Origin of the sequence: Sulfitobacter sp. (assembly GCF_041552635.1) — a bacterium.
In the GTDB taxonomy this organism is placed as follows: domain Bacteria; phylum Pseudomonadota; class Alphaproteobacteria; order Rhodobacterales; family Rhodobacteraceae; genus Sulfitobacter.
Map to the genome: position 1 here is coordinate 1 of NZ_JBFEKM010000083.1, position 18,130 is coordinate 18,130.

The 18,130-nt window shown below is 58.6% G+C and carries 17 protein-coding genes; 6 read left to right on the plus strand and 11 right to left on the minus strand.

All coding sequences use genetic code 11. The features are described from left to right. On the minus strand, positions 1 to 544 hold a 544-nt coding region (locus ABYT07_RS11355; RefSeq protein ID WP_372991767.1), incomplete at its 3' end, for a (S)-ureidoglycine aminohydrolase. Continuing rightward, the gene (puuE, locus tag ABYT07_RS11360; RefSeq protein ID WP_372991769.1) at positions 541 to 1,953 is read right to left on the minus strand and encodes an allantoinase PuuE; all 1,413 of its coding nucleotides are present in this window, start codon (positions 1,951 to 1,953) and stop codon (positions 541 to 543) included. The genes puuE and ABYT07_RS11355, both read right to left, overlap by 4 nt. A gap of 472 nt (positions 1,954 to 2,425) precedes the next feature. Here puuE and uraH point away from each other — a divergent pair, with 472 nt between their 5' ends. From uraH to ABYT07_RS11375, 3 genes are all read left to right on the plus strand, one after another. Continuing rightward, the gene (uraH, locus tag ABYT07_RS11365) at positions 2,426 to 2,785 is read left to right on the plus strand and encodes a hydroxyisourate hydrolase (protein ID WP_372991770.1); all 360 of its coding nucleotides are present in this window, start codon (positions 2,426 to 2,428) and stop codon (positions 2,783 to 2,785) included. Between the two features lie 86 nt (positions 2,786 to 2,871). After that, on the plus strand, positions 2,872 to 3,885 hold the full coding sequence (deoC, locus tag ABYT07_RS11370) for a deoxyribose-phosphate aldolase (protein WP_372991771.1): 1,014 nt from the start codon (positions 2,872 to 2,874) through the stop codon (positions 3,883 to 3,885). 49 nt (positions 3,886 to 3,934) lie between these two features. Continuing rightward, entirely contained in the window at positions 3,935 to 6,274 is a 2,340-nt protein-coding gene (locus ABYT07_RS11375) for an aldehyde dehydrogenase family protein (RefSeq protein WP_372991772.1), read from the plus strand. Between the two features lie 126 nt (positions 6,275 to 6,400). On the opposite strand, the gene ABYT07_RS11380 is transcribed toward ABYT07_RS11375, so the two are convergent. From ABYT07_RS11380 to ABYT07_RS11410, 7 genes are all read right to left on the minus strand, one after another. Continuing rightward, the gene (locus tag ABYT07_RS11380; RefSeq protein WP_372991773.1) at positions 6,401 to 7,717 is read right to left on the minus strand and encodes a M16 family metallopeptidase; all 1,317 of its coding nucleotides are present in this window, start codon (positions 7,715 to 7,717) and stop codon (positions 6,401 to 6,403) included. After that, on the minus strand, positions 7,714 to 9,057 hold the full coding sequence (locus ABYT07_RS11385) for a M16 family metallopeptidase (RefSeq protein ID WP_372991774.1): 1,344 nt from the start codon (positions 9,055 to 9,057) through the stop codon (positions 7,714 to 7,716). Before ABYT07_RS11385 ends, ABYT07_RS11380 begins: the two co-directional genes overlap by 4 nt. A 92-nt stretch (positions 9,058 to 9,149) precedes the next feature. Further along, positions 9,150 to 9,653 carry a DUF3035 domain-containing protein gene (locus ABYT07_RS11390; RefSeq protein WP_372991775.1) on the minus strand — a complete coding sequence of 168 codons (504 nt, stop codon included), beginning with the start codon at positions 9,651 to 9,653 and terminating at the stop codon, positions 9,150 to 9,152. Positions 9,654 to 9,704: 51 nt separating this feature from the next. Then, positions 9,705 to 10,202, minus strand: coding sequence for a signal peptidase II (gene lspA, locus ABYT07_RS11395; protein WP_372991776.1), 498 nt, complete (start codon positions 10,200 to 10,202; stop codon positions 9,705 to 9,707). Positions 10,203 to 10,219: 17 nt separating this feature from the next. Next, complete coding sequence (gene purH / locus ABYT07_RS11400) at positions 10,220 to 11,806, minus strand: bifunctional phosphoribosylaminoimidazolecarboxamide formyltransferase/IMP cyclohydrolase (protein WP_372991777.1); 1,587 nt, start codon at positions 11,804 to 11,806, stop codon at positions 10,220 to 10,222. Positions 11,807 to 11,823: 17 nt separating this feature from the next. Further along, positions 11,824 to 13,572, minus strand: a complete 1,749-nt coding sequence (locus ABYT07_RS11405) for a heparinase II/III family protein (RefSeq protein ID WP_372991778.1) — start codon at positions 13,570 to 13,572, stop codon at positions 11,824 to 11,826. Positions 13,573 to 13,694: 122 nt separating this feature from the next. Further along, positions 13,695 to 14,966 carry an RsmB/NOP family class I SAM-dependent RNA methyltransferase gene (locus ABYT07_RS11410; protein WP_372991779.1) on the minus strand — a complete coding sequence of 424 codons (1,272 nt, stop codon included), beginning with the start codon at positions 14,964 to 14,966 and terminating at the stop codon, positions 13,695 to 13,697. An 89-nt stretch (positions 14,967 to 15,055) separates the two neighbouring features. Between ABYT07_RS11410 and ABYT07_RS11415 the strand changes: the two genes are divergently transcribed. Beyond that, the gene (locus ABYT07_RS11415) at positions 15,056 to 15,334 is read left to right on the plus strand and encodes a DUF1674 domain-containing protein (protein ID WP_372991780.1); all 279 of its coding nucleotides are present in this window, start codon (positions 15,056 to 15,058) and stop codon (positions 15,332 to 15,334) included. 100 nt (positions 15,335 to 15,434) lie between these two features. Here the strand turns inward: ABYT07_RS11415 and ABYT07_RS11420 are convergent, their stop codons facing one another. Beyond that, positions 15,435 to 15,788: a dihydrodipicolinate reductase gene (locus tag ABYT07_RS11420; protein ID WP_372991781.1), complete on the minus strand. Its 354-nt coding sequence runs from the start codon at positions 15,786 to 15,788 to the stop codon at positions 15,435 to 15,437. Positions 15,789 to 15,895: 107 nt separating this feature from the next. Next, complete coding sequence (gene dapB / locus ABYT07_RS11425; RefSeq protein ID WP_372991782.1) at positions 15,896 to 16,711, minus strand: 4-hydroxy-tetrahydrodipicolinate reductase; 816 nt, start codon at positions 16,709 to 16,711, stop codon at positions 15,896 to 15,898. Between the two features lie 79 nt (positions 16,712 to 16,790). Between dapB and rbfA the strand changes: the two genes are divergently transcribed. Together rbfA and ABYT07_RS11435 are read left to right on the plus strand one after the other, a co-directional pair. Then, positions 16,791 to 17,270 (plus strand): 30S ribosome-binding factor RbfA, encoded by a 480-nt coding sequence (gene rbfA / locus ABYT07_RS11430; RefSeq protein WP_372991783.1) that lies wholly within the window; start codon positions 16,791 to 16,793, stop codon positions 17,268 to 17,270. Beyond that, positions 17,267 to 18,007: a phosphodiester glycosidase family protein gene (locus ABYT07_RS11435; protein ID WP_372991784.1), complete on the plus strand. Its 741-nt coding sequence runs from the start codon at positions 17,267 to 17,269 to the stop codon at positions 18,005 to 18,007. Before rbfA ends, ABYT07_RS11435 begins: the two co-directional genes overlap by 4 nt. The last annotated feature ends 123 nt before the right edge of the window (positions 18,008 to 18,130 follow it).

Sequence of the window (18,130 nt, forward strand, 5' to 3'; positions counted from 1 at the left end):
GCGGGTCCATAAAGCGCTGTGTCGCCCATGCCCCGTTTGTGTCTGGCATGGCCATATGTGGCACGTCATCTTCGTGGGTCACCACCGCCGGAGGGATAGAGATGCCTTTCGCTGCGACGTACCGCTTGCGGATCCAATGGATGCCACAGGCCGTGTCAGCCGAATTCCACAATGTCCAAACCGCAGCAGGCGGCAGGTAAACATAGGACCCCGCAACCAGATCATAGGCATCCCGCCCGATGGTCAAACGCGCCGTGCCATGCGCCACGAACAACACCGCTTGGGCATCCATGTCCGGTTCGGGGGTGGCGCTGCCGCCACCGGGGGCCAGTTCCAAGGCGTATTGGGCAAAGGTTTCGGCGAACCCCGTCAAGGGCCGGGCCAAAACCCAGGCGCGCGTATTCGACCAGCCGGGCAGAAAACTGGTAACGATATCGCGCTGCACCGATGCAGGGATCACCGCATAGGCATCCGTGAACACTGCCGTGCTTTCTGGCGATTGCGACTGGTCGGGCAGACCGCCGGGGGGAAAGGCATAGCTCATAGCATGGACTCCAGTCGCAAACGTGCGATGCGTTCGACCTGCGCGCAGGCGGTGGTGAATTCGGTGGCGGTATCATTTGCCAGCCGGTCCTCGAAATGGCGCAGGATGCTGGCCTTGTCGTGATCCTTGACGGCGATGATAAAGGGGAAACCGTGCTTGGCGACATAGGCCGCGTTAAGGTCTTGGAACTGATTGCGTTCGGCGTCTGTCAGCGCATCAAGGCCGGCGCTGGCCTGTTCACCGGTGCTTTCTGCTGTCAGCCGTTTGGCCGCAGCCAGTTTGCCCGCCAAATCGGGGTGGGCGGTCAGCACGGCCTTGCGTTCTGCGTGACTGGAAGATCGGAACACCCGCGCCAGAGCGTTGTGAATTCCGGCTACGCAGTTATGGGCTGGGCCCAGTTCCAGATCAAAACCACGTTCGGCGATCCATGCAGAATGTTCGAACACGCCGCCGAATTTTTCAACAAAACTGGCGCGGTCCATCAGATCGATACGCAAGGGGTGCTGCGGGGGATGCGTCGCGCGCCAATGGTCGGCAATGTCGATCCGGCGCGGGGTCCAGACGCCCTCAAAACCTTTGATGTAGTCGATAAAACGCTTAAGCGCCTGAATACGGCCCGGACGCCCCACCAGACGGCAATGCAACCCGATCGACATCATCTTGGCCGCCCCGTCGCACCCTTCGGCATAAAGCGCGTCAAAGGTGTCGCGCAGATAGGCATAGAACTGATCGCCCGAATTAAACCCCTGCGGCGTGGCAAAGCGCATGTCGTTGCAATCCAGCGTATAGGGGATGATCAGCTGATCGCGGCCCGCAACCTGCATCCAATAGGGCAGGTCATCGTCATAGGTATCAGAGATATAATCGAATACACCGGTTTCGGCGGCCAAAGCCACGGTGTTGATCGAACTGCGGCCCGTGTACCAACCGCGCGGCGATGTGCCTACGACTTCGCGATGCAAACGAATGGCTTCGGTGATGTCGGCGCTTTCGGCTTCGGCACTGTGGTCCTTGTAGTCGATCCATTTCAGCCCGTGACTGGCGATTTCCCAATCAGCTTCGCGCATGGCTTCGACCTGCGCGGGCGACCGCGCCAGCGCGCTGGCGACACCGTACACCGTTACCGGAATTTCCGCGCCCGTAAACAGGCGGTGCAGGCGCCAGAACCCGGCCCGCGCGCCGTAATCATAGATCGATTCCATGTTCCAATGGCGCTGGCCCGGCCAAGGTGCGGCCCCGACGATCTCGGACAGGAATGCCTCTGACGCGGCATCGCCATGCAACACGTTATTCTCGCCGCCCTCTTCGTAATTGATGACGAACTGAACCGCGATGCGCGCACCACCCGGCCATTTGGGATCTGGGGTCGTACAGCCATAGCCATGAAAATCACGAGGGTAGCGGTTCATTCAAATGTCCTTCGATATGCACGGCGCAGATTGAGCCGCGCACCCGTAGATATCAAGCACTGATGCCCCGAAATGTACAGCAAACCGAACATTGAAACATATGCCGCAAACGCAGGTATTTTGGAAAGGATTAGGGCTGAAAGTGAAAGGAAGGGGCCGCTGCCCATGCGCCGTGCATGTGCAGGCCTATCGCCCCCTGTCCAAAGATCACCGCGCTGTGCGCGGGCTGCCCGATCATAAGAATTCTGTTCACAAGCATACATATTTCAGACTTTTTCGCGCAGGTTCATTCCGCGCATCTGTTTCTATGTGACACTCATATAGGCGCAGGATGATTCGCAGGTCAAAACAAAAACGAATCGGTATCGAAAAAAAGACGATTCGCGTGCAGATTGCGGGCTGATGAGGGCATTGACCTGCCTTGCATCGCCTCTATCGTGCACAAGAAGCAAACAAAGGAAATTACATCACCATGGCTAACGGTTATCTGACGACCCATGTTCTGGATACTGCGCGCGGGCAACCAGCGGGCGGGTTAGCGATCACGCTTTATCGCATCGAAGGGGCCAATCGCATGAAACTGGCCCAGATGGTGACCAATGCAGATGGCCGGACCGATGTGCCTATCCTGCCCAAGGAACAGTTTGCCACCGGCATCTACGAATTGGTGTTCGAGGCAGGTACATATCTGGATGCGATCGGCACCCCGCCCGAGGCCCCCCGGTTTCTGGATGAAATTCCGCTGCGCTTTGGCATTTCGGACGGTGACGCGCATTATCACGTGCCACTGCTGCTGTCGCCCTTTGGCTATTCGACCTATCGCGGAAGCTGAGCCCCCTGCTGACGTAGCGGCGCAGGACTTGCCAATCATCGCAACGCCATGCGAGTTTACACCCTGATCAGACAGGAATGCGCCCCATGTCCCAAACCAACCCCAGCCTTGTGACCGACCCCGCAGACGTGGGCCAAAACCAACTGCCGCAGGTGACCGAACCGCGCAATCCCGGCATGCCTCTGGATATGGATTGGGTGCGCGCGGTGCAGGTCAACACCTCGGCGGTGGAACGGCGCGCTGCGTCTTTGCCAGCACGGCGGTCGGTCAAGAAAGACCACCAAGCCGCGTGGCTGCTGCGCGCAATCAGCTGCATTGATTTGACGACACTGTCAGGCGACGACACCGCCCGCCGGGTCCAGCGCCTGTGTGCCAAGGCACGCCAGCCAGTGGCACCCGCGCTGCTAGAGGCACTGGGCGTGGAACCGATCACTGTAGGCGCAGTCTGCGTGTATCACGAGATGATCGCCCCCGCCAAAGCAGCCCTTGCGGGGACAAACATTCCCATTGCCGCCGTTTCCACAGGGTTCCCCGCAGGCCTTTCGCCACTGGAACTGCGCGTCCGCGAGATCGAAATGAGCGTGGCCGCCGGAGCCGGGGAAATCGATATCGTCATCTCTAGGCGGCATGTGCTATCTGGCGACTGGCAGGCGCTTTATGATGAAATGCGCGCATTTCGCGCCGCCTGCGGCGAGGCCCATGTGAAGGCCATTCTTGCCACCGGCGAATTGGGCAGCCTGCGCAACGTCGCACGCGCATCAATGATTTGCATGATGGCGGGCGCAGATTTCATCAAGACATCAACCGGCAAAGAAAGCGTGAATGCGACGTTGCCGGTAACGCTGGTGATGATCCGCGCGATACGCGACTATTATGAGCGCACCGGCATTCGCATCGGCTATAAACCTGCGGGCGGGATATCAAAGGCCAAAGATGCGTTGACCTATTTGGCGATGATCAAAGAAGAACTGGGGGATCGCTGGCTGCGGCCCGACCTCTTCCGATTTGGCGCGTCGTCATTGTTGGGCGACATCGAGCGACAGCTAGAGCATCACGTCACGGGCAGCTATTCCGCCAGCTATCGCCACGCCATCAGCTGAGCCGTCTGTCGCAAGGCTTGGATTTGAGTATTTTTAAAAGGGTGAAGCCATGAGTGTTTCGGAAATTTATGATACCATGGACTATGGAACGGCCCCTGAATCTGCCGGGGATGCACTAGCGTGGCTAGTGGATCAGGGCAGCCGTTTCGGGCAGTTTATCGACGGGGAGTTTACCGAGCCGCGCGATGATTTCGAGAGCCGCAACCCTGCGAATGGCGAAGTGCTGGCGAATTTGACACAAGCCTCACAGGACGAAGTCGACACTGCCGTCGCAGCGGCCCGTAAGGCGCAGCCAAAATGGGCAAAGCTGGGCGGGCATGGGCGGGCGCGTTTTCTATATGCGATTGCGCGGCTTTTGCAAAAACACAGCCGGTTGTTTGCGGTTCTGGAAACGCTCGATAACGGCAAGCCGATCCGCGAGGCGCGTGACGTGGATGTCCCATTGGCGCAACGGCATTTCTACTATCACGCGGGCATGGCGCAGCTGATGGAAAGCGAATTGCCAGATGCCGAGGCGCTTGGCGTGTGTGGTCAGATCATCCCGTGGAATTTCCCCTTGCTGATGCTGGCGTGGAAAGTGGCCCCCGCTTTGGCGATGGGCAACACCGTGGTGCTAAAACCTGCGGAATATACATCGATTACTGCGCTCTTATTCGCTGATATTTGTCGCGAGGCCGGTCTGCCCAAGGGCGTCGTGAACATCGTCACTGGAGATGGTCAGGTCGGTGAGATGATCGTGCAGGCCGAGGTCGACAAAATCGCCTTTACCGGATCAACTACTGTTGGTCGGCATATTCGTGAAGTGACCGCTGGCAGCGGCAAGGCACTGACCTTGGAGCTGGGGGGGAAATCACCCTATATTGTTTTTGATGACGCCGATCTGGATTCAGCGATTGAAGGGTTGGTCGATGCAATCTGGTTCAACCAAGGTCAGGTCTGTTGCGCCGGGTCACGGTTGCTGGTGCATGAACCAATAGCTGATCGGTTCTATGACAAGCTGCGCGCACGTATGGCCAAGCTTCGGGTCGGCAATCCCTTGGACAAATCGATCGACATGGGGGCAATGGTTGACCCCGTTCAAGTGCAGCGCGTGACAAATATGGTCGCTGCCAACACCAGTGGCGAACTGTTTACCGCCGGAAAAATTCCCACCGAAGGGTGCTATTATCCCCCCACTTTGATTACGGGCCTCAACCCTGCCGATCCCCTGATGCAAGAGGAGATATTCGGCCCCGTTCTGGTCTCTACCACATTCCGGACACCCGACGAGGCGGTTCAGCTGGCCAACAACACCCGCTACGGCCTTGCCGCGACGATCTGGTCCGAGAACATCAACCTCGCCCTGGATATCGCGCCGAAACTGGCGGCTGGCGTCGTGTGGATTAACGGGACCAACATGATGGACGCCGCAGCCGGCTTTGGCGGCATCCGTGAAAGCGGCTTTGGGCGCGAAGGCGGCTGGGAAGGTCTGACCGCCTACACCAAACCTAAAGGTGTGAGAAAGCCCCTGAAAGAAATTACACCGATGGCAGGGAAAGGCGCTGCCGCCGACCCAATCGACCGCACGGCCAAACTGTATATCGGCGGCAAGCAAACGCGCCCCGACGGCGGCTATTCAGCGCCTGTGTGGGGCAAGTCCGGCGGGCTTTTGGGCCATGTATCGCTTGCGGGCCGCAAGGATTTGCGCAACGCGGTCGAAGCCGCCCAAGCGGCAAAAGGCTGGGGCAAAACCACAGGCCACCTGCGCGCGCAAATCTTGTACTACATCGCAGAAAACCTGGCCGCACGCGGCAAGGAATTCGCCGACAGGCTCGACGTGATGCAAGGCGGCAAGACCGGCACCAAAGAGGTCGAGGCCGCCATCAACCGGTTGTTCACATATGCGGCTTGGGCCGACAAATACGATGGCCAAGTGCACGGCGTTCCCATTCGCGGCGCAGCCCTTGCCATGAAAGAACCGGTTGGCGTGATCTGCGCCATTTGCCCAGCCGAAGCCCCGCTGTTGGGACTGATCTCCTGCATGGCCCCCGCGATTGCGATGGGCAACCGTGTTATCCTGGCCGCCAGCACGCCGTTCCCGCTGTCGGCCACAGATTTCATCCAGATCCTCGAAACCTCCGATGTGCCCGCTGGGGTCGTGAATATTCTCACTGGCCCACAGACAGATATCGCAGAACCCGCTGCACGGCATATGGATATCAACGCTGTCTGGAGCTTTGGCGCGAAAGATCTCAGCGCGACAATCGAAAAAAGCTCGGCTCAGAACCTCAAGCCCACGTGGATCAACAACGGTCTCGCGCGCGACTGGCACGGACCAGATGGCGCGGGCCACGCGTTCCTTCAGGCCGCCACACAAATCAAAAACGTCTGGATTCCTTACGGCGAATAGCCCGCGCCACCCACATCGAAACCCCGTATTCTCTGGCTCGAAAATATCCTCGCCGAAGGCACGCCGGACCCCGAAGGGTCCGGCAAAACATCGCGTGGCGTTTTAGCGCCTCACTCTAACAACAGGTCACTTAGTCGCTGTGGTCTCGACACCTTCGGGCTGACCAACCACTACGAACGCCAACCCTTCGGGATCAAGCAATTCACCGGCGACGCGCTTGACGTCGTCCAAGGTCACCGCCTCTACCTTTTCGTTGCGTGTCGGGATGTAATCAATCGGCAAATCCAGCATCTGCATGCCCACCAGAATGCCCGCGATCGTCTGATTCCCGTCGAACCGCAGGGGATACGAGCCAGTGATGTAGGTCTTGGCATCGTCCAACTCTTGCTCGGTAACGCCTTGGCCCGCCATTTTGGACCATTCATCCTGTATCACGCTGATCGCCTCGCCGATACGATCATTGGCCGAACTAACAGACCCCTGATAGGTTTCGGCCAGATCCATCGGCGCGAGATAGGAATAAACCCCATAGGTCAGGCCGCGCTTTTCGCGCACCTCGTCCATTAGACGGCTTTCAAATGATCCCCCGCCAAGCACTTGATTCAGCACCGTCGCGGCAAAGAAATCGTCGTCTTTTTGGCTAATGCCTTTTTGTGCGAACAAAGCAACGGATTGGGGCGTCGGGAAATCAACCACCGTAATGCCCGATGGCACTGTCACTGTGGCGCGCGGCGGCATTGGGGCACCGGCTTCGGGCAGGTCACCCAGCAATTCGTCCAGCAGCAGGCCAAGCGCCTCTGGCGTGATGTCGCCAACTGCTCCGATATAAATCCGGTCTTGGGCCAATACCGCAGCATGGGCGGCGATCAGATCGTCACGGGTCAGGGCGGCAACACTTTCTTCGGTCCCGCTTAGGGATGTGGCATAGGGGTGTTCGCCATACAGTAATCCATCCATGGTCTTGCGGGCGATGTCATTGGGATCTTTCGCGCTGGACCGGATGCCGGACAAAACCTGCCCCCGTACCCGTTCAATCGCCTCTGGATCAAACCGCGGATTTTGCAGCGCCTGTTTCAACAGCGCGACTGACGCATCCTGATTTTCCACAAGAAACCGAGTGGAGACTGACAGTGAATCATCCCCGACGTTGAACCGGAAGCTTGACGCCAGCCCCTCAGCTTCGCGGGCAAAGGCGCGGGCGTCCATGTCACCTGCCCCTTCTTCCAACAAACCGGTCATCAGATTGATGGCACCGCGTTTTCCCGGCGCATCCAGCGACGCGCCGCCGCGAAAGCGTACATCAAGGGCGACAAACGGGATCGAATGTTCTTCGACCAGCCAAGCGGTCAATCCCCCCGGCGACGTCACTTGTTGAATGTTCACCTCGGCGCGGGCGGGGAATGCGGCCAGCAGGGTCAGGGCAAGCGCGTAAAACAGTCTCATTGGGTCACCTCTTCGCGCATCAGCCAGCCTGTGACAGATGCCTCACGGTTAAACACGTCACGGGCGGCCTGCATGATATCTTCTGCCGTCACGGCCTCAAGCACATCGGGCCATTCTTGCACATCCTTCACGGTCAAGCTGATCGCCAAGGCGCTGCCATAACGGTTAGCCACGCTATCGGCGCTGTCGCGGGAATAGATTTGTTCAGCACGAATCTGGCTTTTGATCCGCTCAAGCTGTTCAGGGTCAACGCCATCTTTCATAAAGCTGGCCACTGCCGCGTCCATCGCGTCTTCGGCCTCTTGCAAGGTCACATCGGCCTGCGGAACGATCACAAGGTCAAACGTCGTGTCATCCAAAGACAGCCCGCGATAGAACGCCGCCGCATAGGTCGCCACGGGGGCATCAAATTGCAACTTTTCCGCAAAATAAGACGTTGTCCCGCCGCCCAAAATCTCGGCCAACATGGTCAGGGCTGCGGCGGTTTTTTGATCACCCGGATCACGTTCCTGCGCCAGATAGGACCGGCTGACATATTCCTGTGCCACACGAGGATCACGGAAGATCATGCGCCGCTCGGCGGTTTGGGGGGGCTCTTGCGTGCGCAGGCGTTCAGGCAAATCGGGGTTGGCGGGGATCACGCCGTAATATTGCTCTGCCAAGGTGCGCACGCTGTCGGGTTCGACATCGCCGGAAACAACCAGAATTGCGTTATTGGGGGAATAATACAGGCTGTAGAAATCCAGCGCATCTTGCAGGTCAAGTTCGCGCATCTCGTGCATCCAGCCGATGATCGGCGTGCCATAGCGGTGGTTCAGGTATTGCGCCGCATTCAACTGTTCACGGAACAAGGCTGACGGGTCGTTTTCCGTCCGCTGGTTGCGTTCTTCGATGATCACGTCGCGTTCTGTCGCAATGTTTTCCGGCGTCAAACGAATGTTCTTCATCCTGTCCGATTCCATCCGCATCATAAGTTCCAGACGGTCGGCAGCGACGCGCTGGAAATAAGCGGTGTAATCATAGCTGGTAAAGGCGTTGTCGCGGCCGCCATTCTTGGCAACCGTCGCGGAAAATTCACCCGATTCCATTTTATCTGTGGCCTTGAACAACAGATGTTCAAGAAAATGCGCCACACCTGATGACCCTTTGGGTTCATCAGCAGATCCGGCGCGGTACCAAACCATTTGCTGGACCGACGGCGCGCGGTGGTCTTCGACGACCACGACCTCCATCCCGTTATCAAGCGTGAAATGTGTGACCGCTTCGTTATCGGCAGCCAAGGCCACCGTTGCAGGCATCACAAGCGAAAAGAGGGCCGCGAGGGCCGGTAGTCTGATCATGGTCGGTCCTTTGAACAGGGTCCTATGACACCCTACTTACGCCACCTTACGGAGCGATCAAGGGACCTAACACAATTGTAATCTAAGCCGGCTTAATTCGCGGGGGGGGCAGACGGGGTCCGTGCCCCTGCCCGCCGCCAGCGTTGTGCTTCGGTGTCGGCATTCAATGCCTGACCGCGATAGGCCTGATTATAACGATCGGTCGGCACAATCTTGATCTGGGTAAAGCGTGCTTTGCCCTTGCGGAATGCGGCATCGGTTTCGGCAAGCTGCTGGCGAATGCCTTGGGTCACGCCAAACCGGCTGGCCTGCTGGACCAGCGCACCGTCGCTTGCCGGCACCGCGCCACCGGCAGATTGTGGCGTACCACCAAAGGCGACAATCCCTTCGGCCAAAGCGTCCCGGTCTGTCAGGTTCGCTTGCCCCGGTGTCGGCGGCGGCAGCGCGCTATAGCTGGTCGGCTGCGCAAGCGGCTTGACCGGCTGTACAAGAAACTCATCGGGCCCTCTTGAGGTGCCACGGATGTCACGCAGCCCTTGATTGGCACAAGCGCCAACCAAAAGCGGTATCAGGACAAGAGCGGCGACAAGGCGCATGACAGATCTCCTATAGGTCACAGCATAACTATCGCAGGCGGGTACGAAATGTCACTGGCCTTTTTTACGCGGTGTTTTTGGGGCGGGTTTCGGCGTCGATGTGAAAAAGATCAGACCGATCGCACCGGCAAAGATGTAGACGTCAGCCATATTGAACACGAAGGGATTGTTGATCCCGCAACATGACATGTTCAGGAAATCAAGCACATAGCCATAGACCAGCCTGTCGACGACATTGGCCAGCGCACCGCCCACCAGAAGGCCCGCACTGATTTTCGCCCAGACCCCGATCGCATGGCGGCGCGCCCAAATGACGACCCCCACACAAATCACGGCTGCAATGGCGATCAGTATCCAGCGGCTTGCGTCCGATCCATCACCGAACAGCCCAAAGTTAATGCCCCTGTTTTCGCCATAGCGAAAGTTCAACAGCGGGGGCAGCACATCAATGGACATGATGCGGCTCAGCTCCATCATGTGCACAACAAGGTACTTGCTAAGCTGGTCGGTGATGAAGGCCAAAAAACCGGCCCAGAACATAATACGCATAACTACTCGCTTAGCTCCTAGTGCCTGAAGTGGCGCATGCCGGTAAAGACCATGGCAAGGCCAGCCTCATCCGCCGCTGCAATCACCTCGTCATCGCGCATCGAACCACCGGGCTGGATCAGGGCTGTTGCCCCGGCTTCGGCGGCAGTAATCAGACCGTCGGCAAATGGGAAAAACGCGTCAGAGGCAACGACAGACCCTTGGGTCAGTGGGGCGGGCAAGCCCATTGCTTCGGCCATATCTTGCGCCTTGCGCGCTGCAATGCGTGTGCTGTCAACGCGGCTCATCTGGCCGGCACCGACGCCCACGGTGGCCCCGTCTTTGACATAGATGATCGCGTTGGATTTGACGTGCTTGGCGACGGTCCATGCGAACATCATGTCAGCCAGTTCTTGTTCAGACGGCTGGCGCTTGGTCACGATCTTGAGGTCATCCATGGTAATCCGGCCAACATCCTTGTCCTGCACCAGATAGCCGCCCGATACCTGCCGGAATGCCAAAGCAGCCACGGACGGGTCCGCCAAACCGTTGGTTGTCAGCAGACGCAGGTTCTTTTTCTTGGCAAAGATCGCCTTGGCGTCGTCGGTCGCACCGGGGGCAATCACGACCTCGGTGAAAATCTCGCTGATCGCTTCGGCGGTTTCGCCGTCCAGCGTCTGGTTCAGCGCGATGATACCGCCAAAGGCCGATGTCCGGTCACAATCGAACGCACGGGCATAGGCATCAACCATCGACGTGCCGCGCGCAACACCGCAGGGGTTGGCGTGTTTGATAATCGCGCAGGCAGGACCTTGGGCGGGATCAAATTCGCTGACCAGTTCGTACGCCGCATCGGTGTCGTTGATGTTGTTATAGGACAGTTCCTTGCCCTGATGCTGGGTCGCGGTGGCAACGCCGGGGCGGTTTGACCCGTCTGTGTAATAGGCCGCCGTCTGATGCGGGTTTTCGCCATAGCGCAGGGTCTGCGCGAGGGTGCCGCCCACGGTCCGGCGGCGTGGCGTTCCACCAACCTGCGCGGCCATCCATGTGCTAACGGCGGTGTCATAGGCCGCCGTGCGGGCATAGGCCGTCTGGGCCAAACGCTGGCGCAGGGCATAGGATGTCTGACCGTTGTTTTCCTGCAGCTCGCCAATCACTACGGCGTAATCCTCAACATCGACGATCACATTTACAAAGCCATGGTTTTTCGCGGCAGAGCGGATCATCGCAGGGCCGCCGATGTCAATATTCTCGATCACTTCGTCATAGGCCGCACCCTTGGCCACGGTTTCTTCGAACGGATAAAGGTTCACCACCACCAGATCGATTGCACCAATGCCATGTTCGTCCATCGCCGCGACATGCGCATCATTGTCACGCAGCGCCAGCAATCCGCCATGCACCACCGGGTGCAGCGTCTTGACCCGGCCGTCCATCATCTCGGGAAATCCGGTCACTTCGGCCACATCTTTCACGGCCAGCCCCGCATCGCGCAACGCTTTTGCCGTGCCGCCCGTGCTCAGCAGTTCAACCCCGTGGGACGCCAGTGCCTGCCCCAGTTCGACCAACCCGGTCTTGTCTGAAACGGAAAGAAGGGCGCGGGAAACGGGGTGCAGATCGGGCATGAGATAGGTTCCTTGGGTCAGTCTTGGTCATCATAAGGATCGTCGAGCGACAGATCACGCACGCCAATCGCAGTTTCCTGCGCTTTCGACAAGGACCACCTGACCCGTGTCGCATGGGTTATGGTCCGCCCCGAAAGCAATATTTGCAACGATGCACGCGGCTTTAGACGGTTGCGTTCCAGATAAACGCTTGGTTCCAAAGACAGTTTATGGGTGCCGTCATGACGAAACACCCAAATCTCGCCGCTTTTGAGCGCCATGGAAATTGCCGCACCGCCCAGATCAAGGGTTGCGTCCACGTCGGGATGCAGATGAAAACGAATCTCGAACGGGATGCCTTTCAGTTTTACCGCGTCCATCTGGCGGTCGAACTGACGCTTTTCGGCATCGTCCATCGCCAGCAACATGTCTTCTCCGGCCACCGCGCGCCCGTCATAGGTCAATTCAAGCGTACGCGCATGGGTCAGACCAAAGCCCGCGACATAGCCGTTATGCCCGCCCTGAAAGCAGGTTCCATCGGCCAGCGTGCTGATTTCGACCGGAACGTCGGTCGGGCATTCGATCAACGCCTCTTGCCCGGCATAGCGGTCGGGGGGCGACAATCGTGCGCTGGAAAATCCACCCAATGACAGACCCGAATGCGACGGGGTGGCGCGCCCTGCGCGGCGCCATTCTGCGCCGAATGACGCGCCCGACCCACAGTTGACCACCAAGGGACGCCTGCCCGAGGTCAGTTCAAACGCAAGTGTCGATGCATGGGCATTCACAGATGCGGCCCCGCCGGGGGGCGGGCTGGCGTCGATGATCACGCTGGTGCGCCCGGCGGACAGGCGCGCATAGCCCATCGACAACCCGTCGGGCTGGGTGGTTTTGACCTTGGCCGTGGACAGCGCGTGGTCCAGCCAGCCTTCGGGGCCGCGCCCGCCACCGTGAAAGCGCGCCAACCCGCCATCTGCATGGCGCAAGGTACGCAACGTGGGGGCAATGCGTTCAATCGCGGCCATATGTGCCTTGGGCGTGCCCCGCCCCGCATCGCTAAGCGCTGCGGCGGCCCATGTCAGAAGCGTAAACACCTGCAAAAGTTCTTCGGGATTTCGGGTGGGCAGCCCCCCCTGTTCGTCGATCTGCGTATCACATTCCCGCGCTAACGCTTTGATCGCAGGATCAGCGAGCGCCTCTTGCCCTTCGATCGACAGCCCCGCGTAAATCAGCCCTGTCAGCGCCTCGAACCGGGGCAAGCCGGGTGCAGCGCCTTGCCAGCGCCGGGACAGGAAATTGGTTTGCTCTACCAAGGACCGATAGAAAACGTCACTTTTGTCGTGCTCTGTGCCGCGCAGCAGGAACAAGGCATGGTTAATCCACCGGATTAACCGACGCCCGGTCAGATCGGGCGTCCAGCCAATGCCGCGCCCCTTGCCAAACTGGTCTATCCAGCCCCAAAGCCACCGCTGTGCGGTCGTGCGCGCACGGATATCACCGACAGCGGCCAGATCATCCATCCATGCAAAGCCATGCAGTTCTCTTGCGAAATCCTGATCCGGGGTTGCGACATCCCACAAGGTTTCGGCGTCTGGCGCTTCGATCAGATTGCCCGAGAACAACAGATTGCCCGCAATCAACTGACGACCACGTGCAAAAGACCCGATCGTGCGGGGTTCTGGCGCTGAGACAAAGCCACGTGCCTGCGCCCGCGTCCGGGTTGCAGCCCGGGCGTGCCATTGGTTGAGAAAGCGCGATTTATGCGCCTGAAATCGGGTGCTTAACATACGGTGCCTCTGGACGCTCTGGTGGCGTTTGGCACAGCATAGCGTCGGTTGTGCGCTGAGTCACCGCATTTTGGCATCAAGGTCCGCGCAGTGCCGACTTTTGCCACTTCCCCAACAGCAGCCTAGCCAGCCTTGCGCAGGCACGCGATGTAAAAGCCGTCCATCCCGCCAAGTTCTGCCCAATAATCAGGCCGTAACCGCAAGCCGCCCTCTGACGAGATCCAAGCCGGGTCAATGCCCGGAATGTCCAATGCGCTTGCGTCCACGGTCATGTCCGAATGGCGCTCAAGCGCTTCGTCCACTTGTACTTCGCCTTCGTCCGGCAACAGCGAACATGTGCAAAACACCAAGCGTCCACCGGGGTTCAGCAGCGACCAGGCATGGTCAATCAACTCGGATTGCAGCTCGATCAGCTCTCCGAATTCGGAGCCGTCCTTGGCGTGCGGCAAATCGGGGTGGCGTCGAATCGTGCCGGTCGCGGAACAAGGCGCATCCAGCAAAATGGCATTGAATTGCCCCTCGAACGCGCGGGCATCCATAACGACATTTTTCGCGGGCAGATGCACACGGGCAAGGTTTTCTTTGACCCGCTGCATCCGTTGCTTTGAACTGTCCACAGCGGTCACCTGCGCACCAGCCGCCGCAAGCTGCATGGTTTTGCCACCGGGTGCGGCACAAAGATCAAGCACCGCTTCGCCCTTTTGCGGGGCCAGAATCTTGACCGGCAGGGCTGCGGCGGCGTCTTGCACCCACCAGTCCCCTTCGGCGAAACCCGGCATCGCGGTGACCTGACCTGCGTCCATGACCCGTACCGACCCACTAGGCAAGACAGAGCCGCCAACCGCAAGCGCCAACGCGTCGGGGTCATTTTTGGCGGTCAAATCAAGCGGCGCGCCAGCGAAATGCGCGGCTTCGATGCCGGCTATTGCCTCTGCGCCCCATGCATCGACCAGCGGACCGCGCAACCATTTAGGCAAACGGGGGGACCGCAAGGCAGCCCATGCCTCGGGCCCCTCAGCGGCGATTTTGCGCAGTACGGCATTGGTTAGCCCCTTGAGGTGTCCCAGTTTTTTATGCGTCGCAACAAGTTCGACCATCGCGTTGACGACACCATGGGCAGCGCCGCCTTGACACAGCTCCACCGTGCCGACCCGCAGGGCGTTGCGCACGGTCAAGGGCGGGTACTTTGACAGATGTTTTTGCAGCAACCGGTCCGCACGTTCCATCCCGCGCAACGTATCAAGCGCAAGACGTTGGGCACGCGCACGATCATCCGGTGGCAGCTTGTCAAGGACACCTGCGGCCAAAAGTTCTGACATCAGACGCTCTTCGCCCAAAATCATATCCAATAGATAAACCGCGCTTCTGCGGGCCTGAACACCGGTATCTGACATGCAAAACGCTTTCTTATTTGGGGGCTTGGGTTGTCTGGGCTTTGGTGCGGCGTATATCAAGGGGCGAGTAGCCTCAAGAGGATGACACAATGACCCAAGCCGGTAAACGCCCGATGCCTGGCCCCCCCCATGATCCTGCCCCGATCCCGGAACCCGGACCCGATTTGCCCCCCCAGCCCGAGCCGGGACCAAATCCGCTGGTTGAACAAGCCTTGCCTCCGGCGGCACAGCGTGCCTTGGCCGAAGCAGCAGAGCGGCGTAAGAAAGCACAAGAGTTGGATTTGCCCGCCGAATTAGGGGGCCGCGATGGACCCGAACCTGTGCGGTATGGAGATTGGGAGAAGAAGGGAATCGCGGTCGATTTCTGATATGTTCCTAAGAAGGAACGTTTGAGGCGCTACCCAGAATTTTCAAAAACTCTGCTCCGACTTTTTTTGCAAAAATCGTGCACGGATCAAGCGGGGATCTTTAGCGTAACGTAAAATCCGCAGAATCACCTGTGCCTTTGTCAGACGTAAATCTGATCTTGCCGCCATTTACTTCGACTTCTTGGCAATTATAGCCAAGGTCGTCGCCGCCCCATTCAAGCGTACGGCAAAAGAATCCGTCTTTCCAGACCCACGACCCCGACACATCCCAAACAGCCCCTTTGCCGGAAATGGCACCATCGGCGGAAACCCGAAGTTCGACCAAAGGTCGGGTCAATTTCTTGCCCGTGACGGCCGACACAAAATCAGACTGGTTTTTGACCGTTTGGAAATCCGCATAAGCTGCTGTGGATAGCACAAAAAAAGCCGCACATGTTGCCAATGTCACTTTCATCTTCACTATCTCCTGCCGTTTGCTTCACCCAAGATAACGTAACGGTCGTTAAGATAGTTTCAGCGCGACCTAAGAAAAGCAAAGGCGTGATCAAAAAACGGTGATGCTCAGTCGTTCAACCCCAGAACATCCAGCATGTCATAGGCCCCCGGTGATTTCCCTTGCCCCCAAAGCGCTGCTTTGATCGCGCCACGCGCAAAAACGGCGCGGTCCGTGGCAAGGTGGCGCAGGATGATACGTTCGCCAGCTGAGGCAAAAAGAACGTCATGCTCTCCGACGATATCGCCACCGCGAATCGCGGCAAAGCCGATGTCGCCCCTTTTGCGCGCCCCCGTGATGCCGTCGCGTCCGCGATCGGACACGTCAGCCAACACAACCCCGCGCCCTTCGGCAGCGGCCTCGCCCAGCATCAATGCAGTACCCGAGGGCGCATCGACCTTCTGGTTGTGGTGTGCCTCGATGATTTCGATGTCGAAGTCATCATCCAAGGCTGCGGCGACACGCTTTGTCAGCTGTGTCAGCAGGTTGACGCCCAGGCTCATGTTGCCGGCGCGAACGATCACCGCATGGCGTGCAGCAGGTTCCAGTGCTGCAATCTGATCATCGGTCATGCCGGTTGTTCCAATGACATGTACGGCGCGGGCCTGCGCGCACAGGGCCGCGAACTCCAGCGTTGCTTCGGGTGCGGTAAAGTCGATCACGGCTTGGGCCGGAGCGATTGCCTCAAGCGGGTCATCGGTCACGATCACCCCCAAAGCAGTACCCCCCATGGCGATTCCGACATCTTGGCCCACCCACGCGTGACCGGGGCGTTCAATCGCGCCCACCAGCCGCACACGGTCATTGGCTGAAACCTGCCCAATCAACATCTGGCCCATACGGCCCGAAGCCCCTGTAATTGTTACGCCCGGTGTATCGCTCATACTGTGCTCCTTTTTCATGATTGGTTTAGCGTGTGGCGACCTGCTTGGCAAAACCTCAGCAACCCCTTAGATGAAGCCTATGGCAAAGAACAAGTTACATGAGGGCTCGGGCCCCACGCAAAGGCAGCTTCGGGTGGGTGAAACCATTCGCCGGGCGTTGTCAGATGTTTTGGCACGCGGCGATGTCCACGATCCGGAACTTAACCGCATGTCGATCACCGTCGGCGAGGTTCGGGCGTCCCCCGATCTTAAGATAGCGACGGCATATGTTCTGCCTCTGGGCGGCGAAGGTCGCGAGGATGTGCTGAAGCTGCTTGCCCGCAACAAGGGTGAATTGCGGCGGCAGATGTCAAAGAAGCTGGTTCTGAAATTCGCGCCCGATCTGCGGTTCCAACTGGACGAGACATTTGACCGGATGGACGAAACACGCCGCATGCTGGCGCAAGACGTCGTGCGGCGCGATGCCGAAGCCCCGGATACGGATGAAACGGACGGCGATTTGTCCGATACAGAATCATCCGGCACGGATATTACGGACAAGGACCCGGCGGCCCAGTGAAGCACATTCTGGCCTTGGCTTTGCTGATTGGCTGGGCGGCAAACCTTGCCAGCGCAGAATCTTGCCGAACCGAGGCGTATCAAGGTAACAGCTTTTCCACCTGCGAGGTTGACCTGAACGTCGATACGCTTGGCCTGTTTCTTTATGCGCCTGACGGCACCCCCTACGGGTATTTCAACACGCTCAACACTGCACTTGGCGCGCAGGACAAGAAACTAGGCTTTGCGATGAACGCGGGCATGTACCACGATGACCGCGCGCCCGTCGGGTATTACCTTGAGAACGGGACAGAATATCAAAGCGTGATCAGCAGCGATGGTCCTGGTAATTTCGGTCTTTTGCCCAACGGCGTACTGTGTCTGCGCAAGGGGCGGGCCGATGTGTTTGAAACCATGCGGTTTTTAACCGAAAGCCCGGACTGCACAAGTGCGACACAATCCGGTCCAATGTTGGTTATAAACGGCAAATTGCATCCGCGTTTCCTGAAAGACGGGACATCGCGCTATGTGCGCAATGGTGTAGGGACCAGTGCAGACGGCAAGCGAGCGGTCTTTGTTATTTCCAATGGCGTGATTAATTTCCACGATTTCGCGGTCTATTTCCGCGATCAGCTAAATCTGCCGAACGCACTTTATTTTGATGGCAATGTTTCGCGGTTGCGGGCCCCCGAATTGGGACGCAATGACCTTGGCTTCAGCCCGCTTGGGCCGATCATCGGCGTTGTGTCCGAAAAATAGACCGTCGCACAATAGAGTTTCTATGCCGTCGGCGAGGATTTTTCTCCATTTGGAAGAACAGGGTCTGGGCATTTCAGGGCAGGCTTTGATACACGCGGGCGAAATCAGGCAAAGGCAGACACA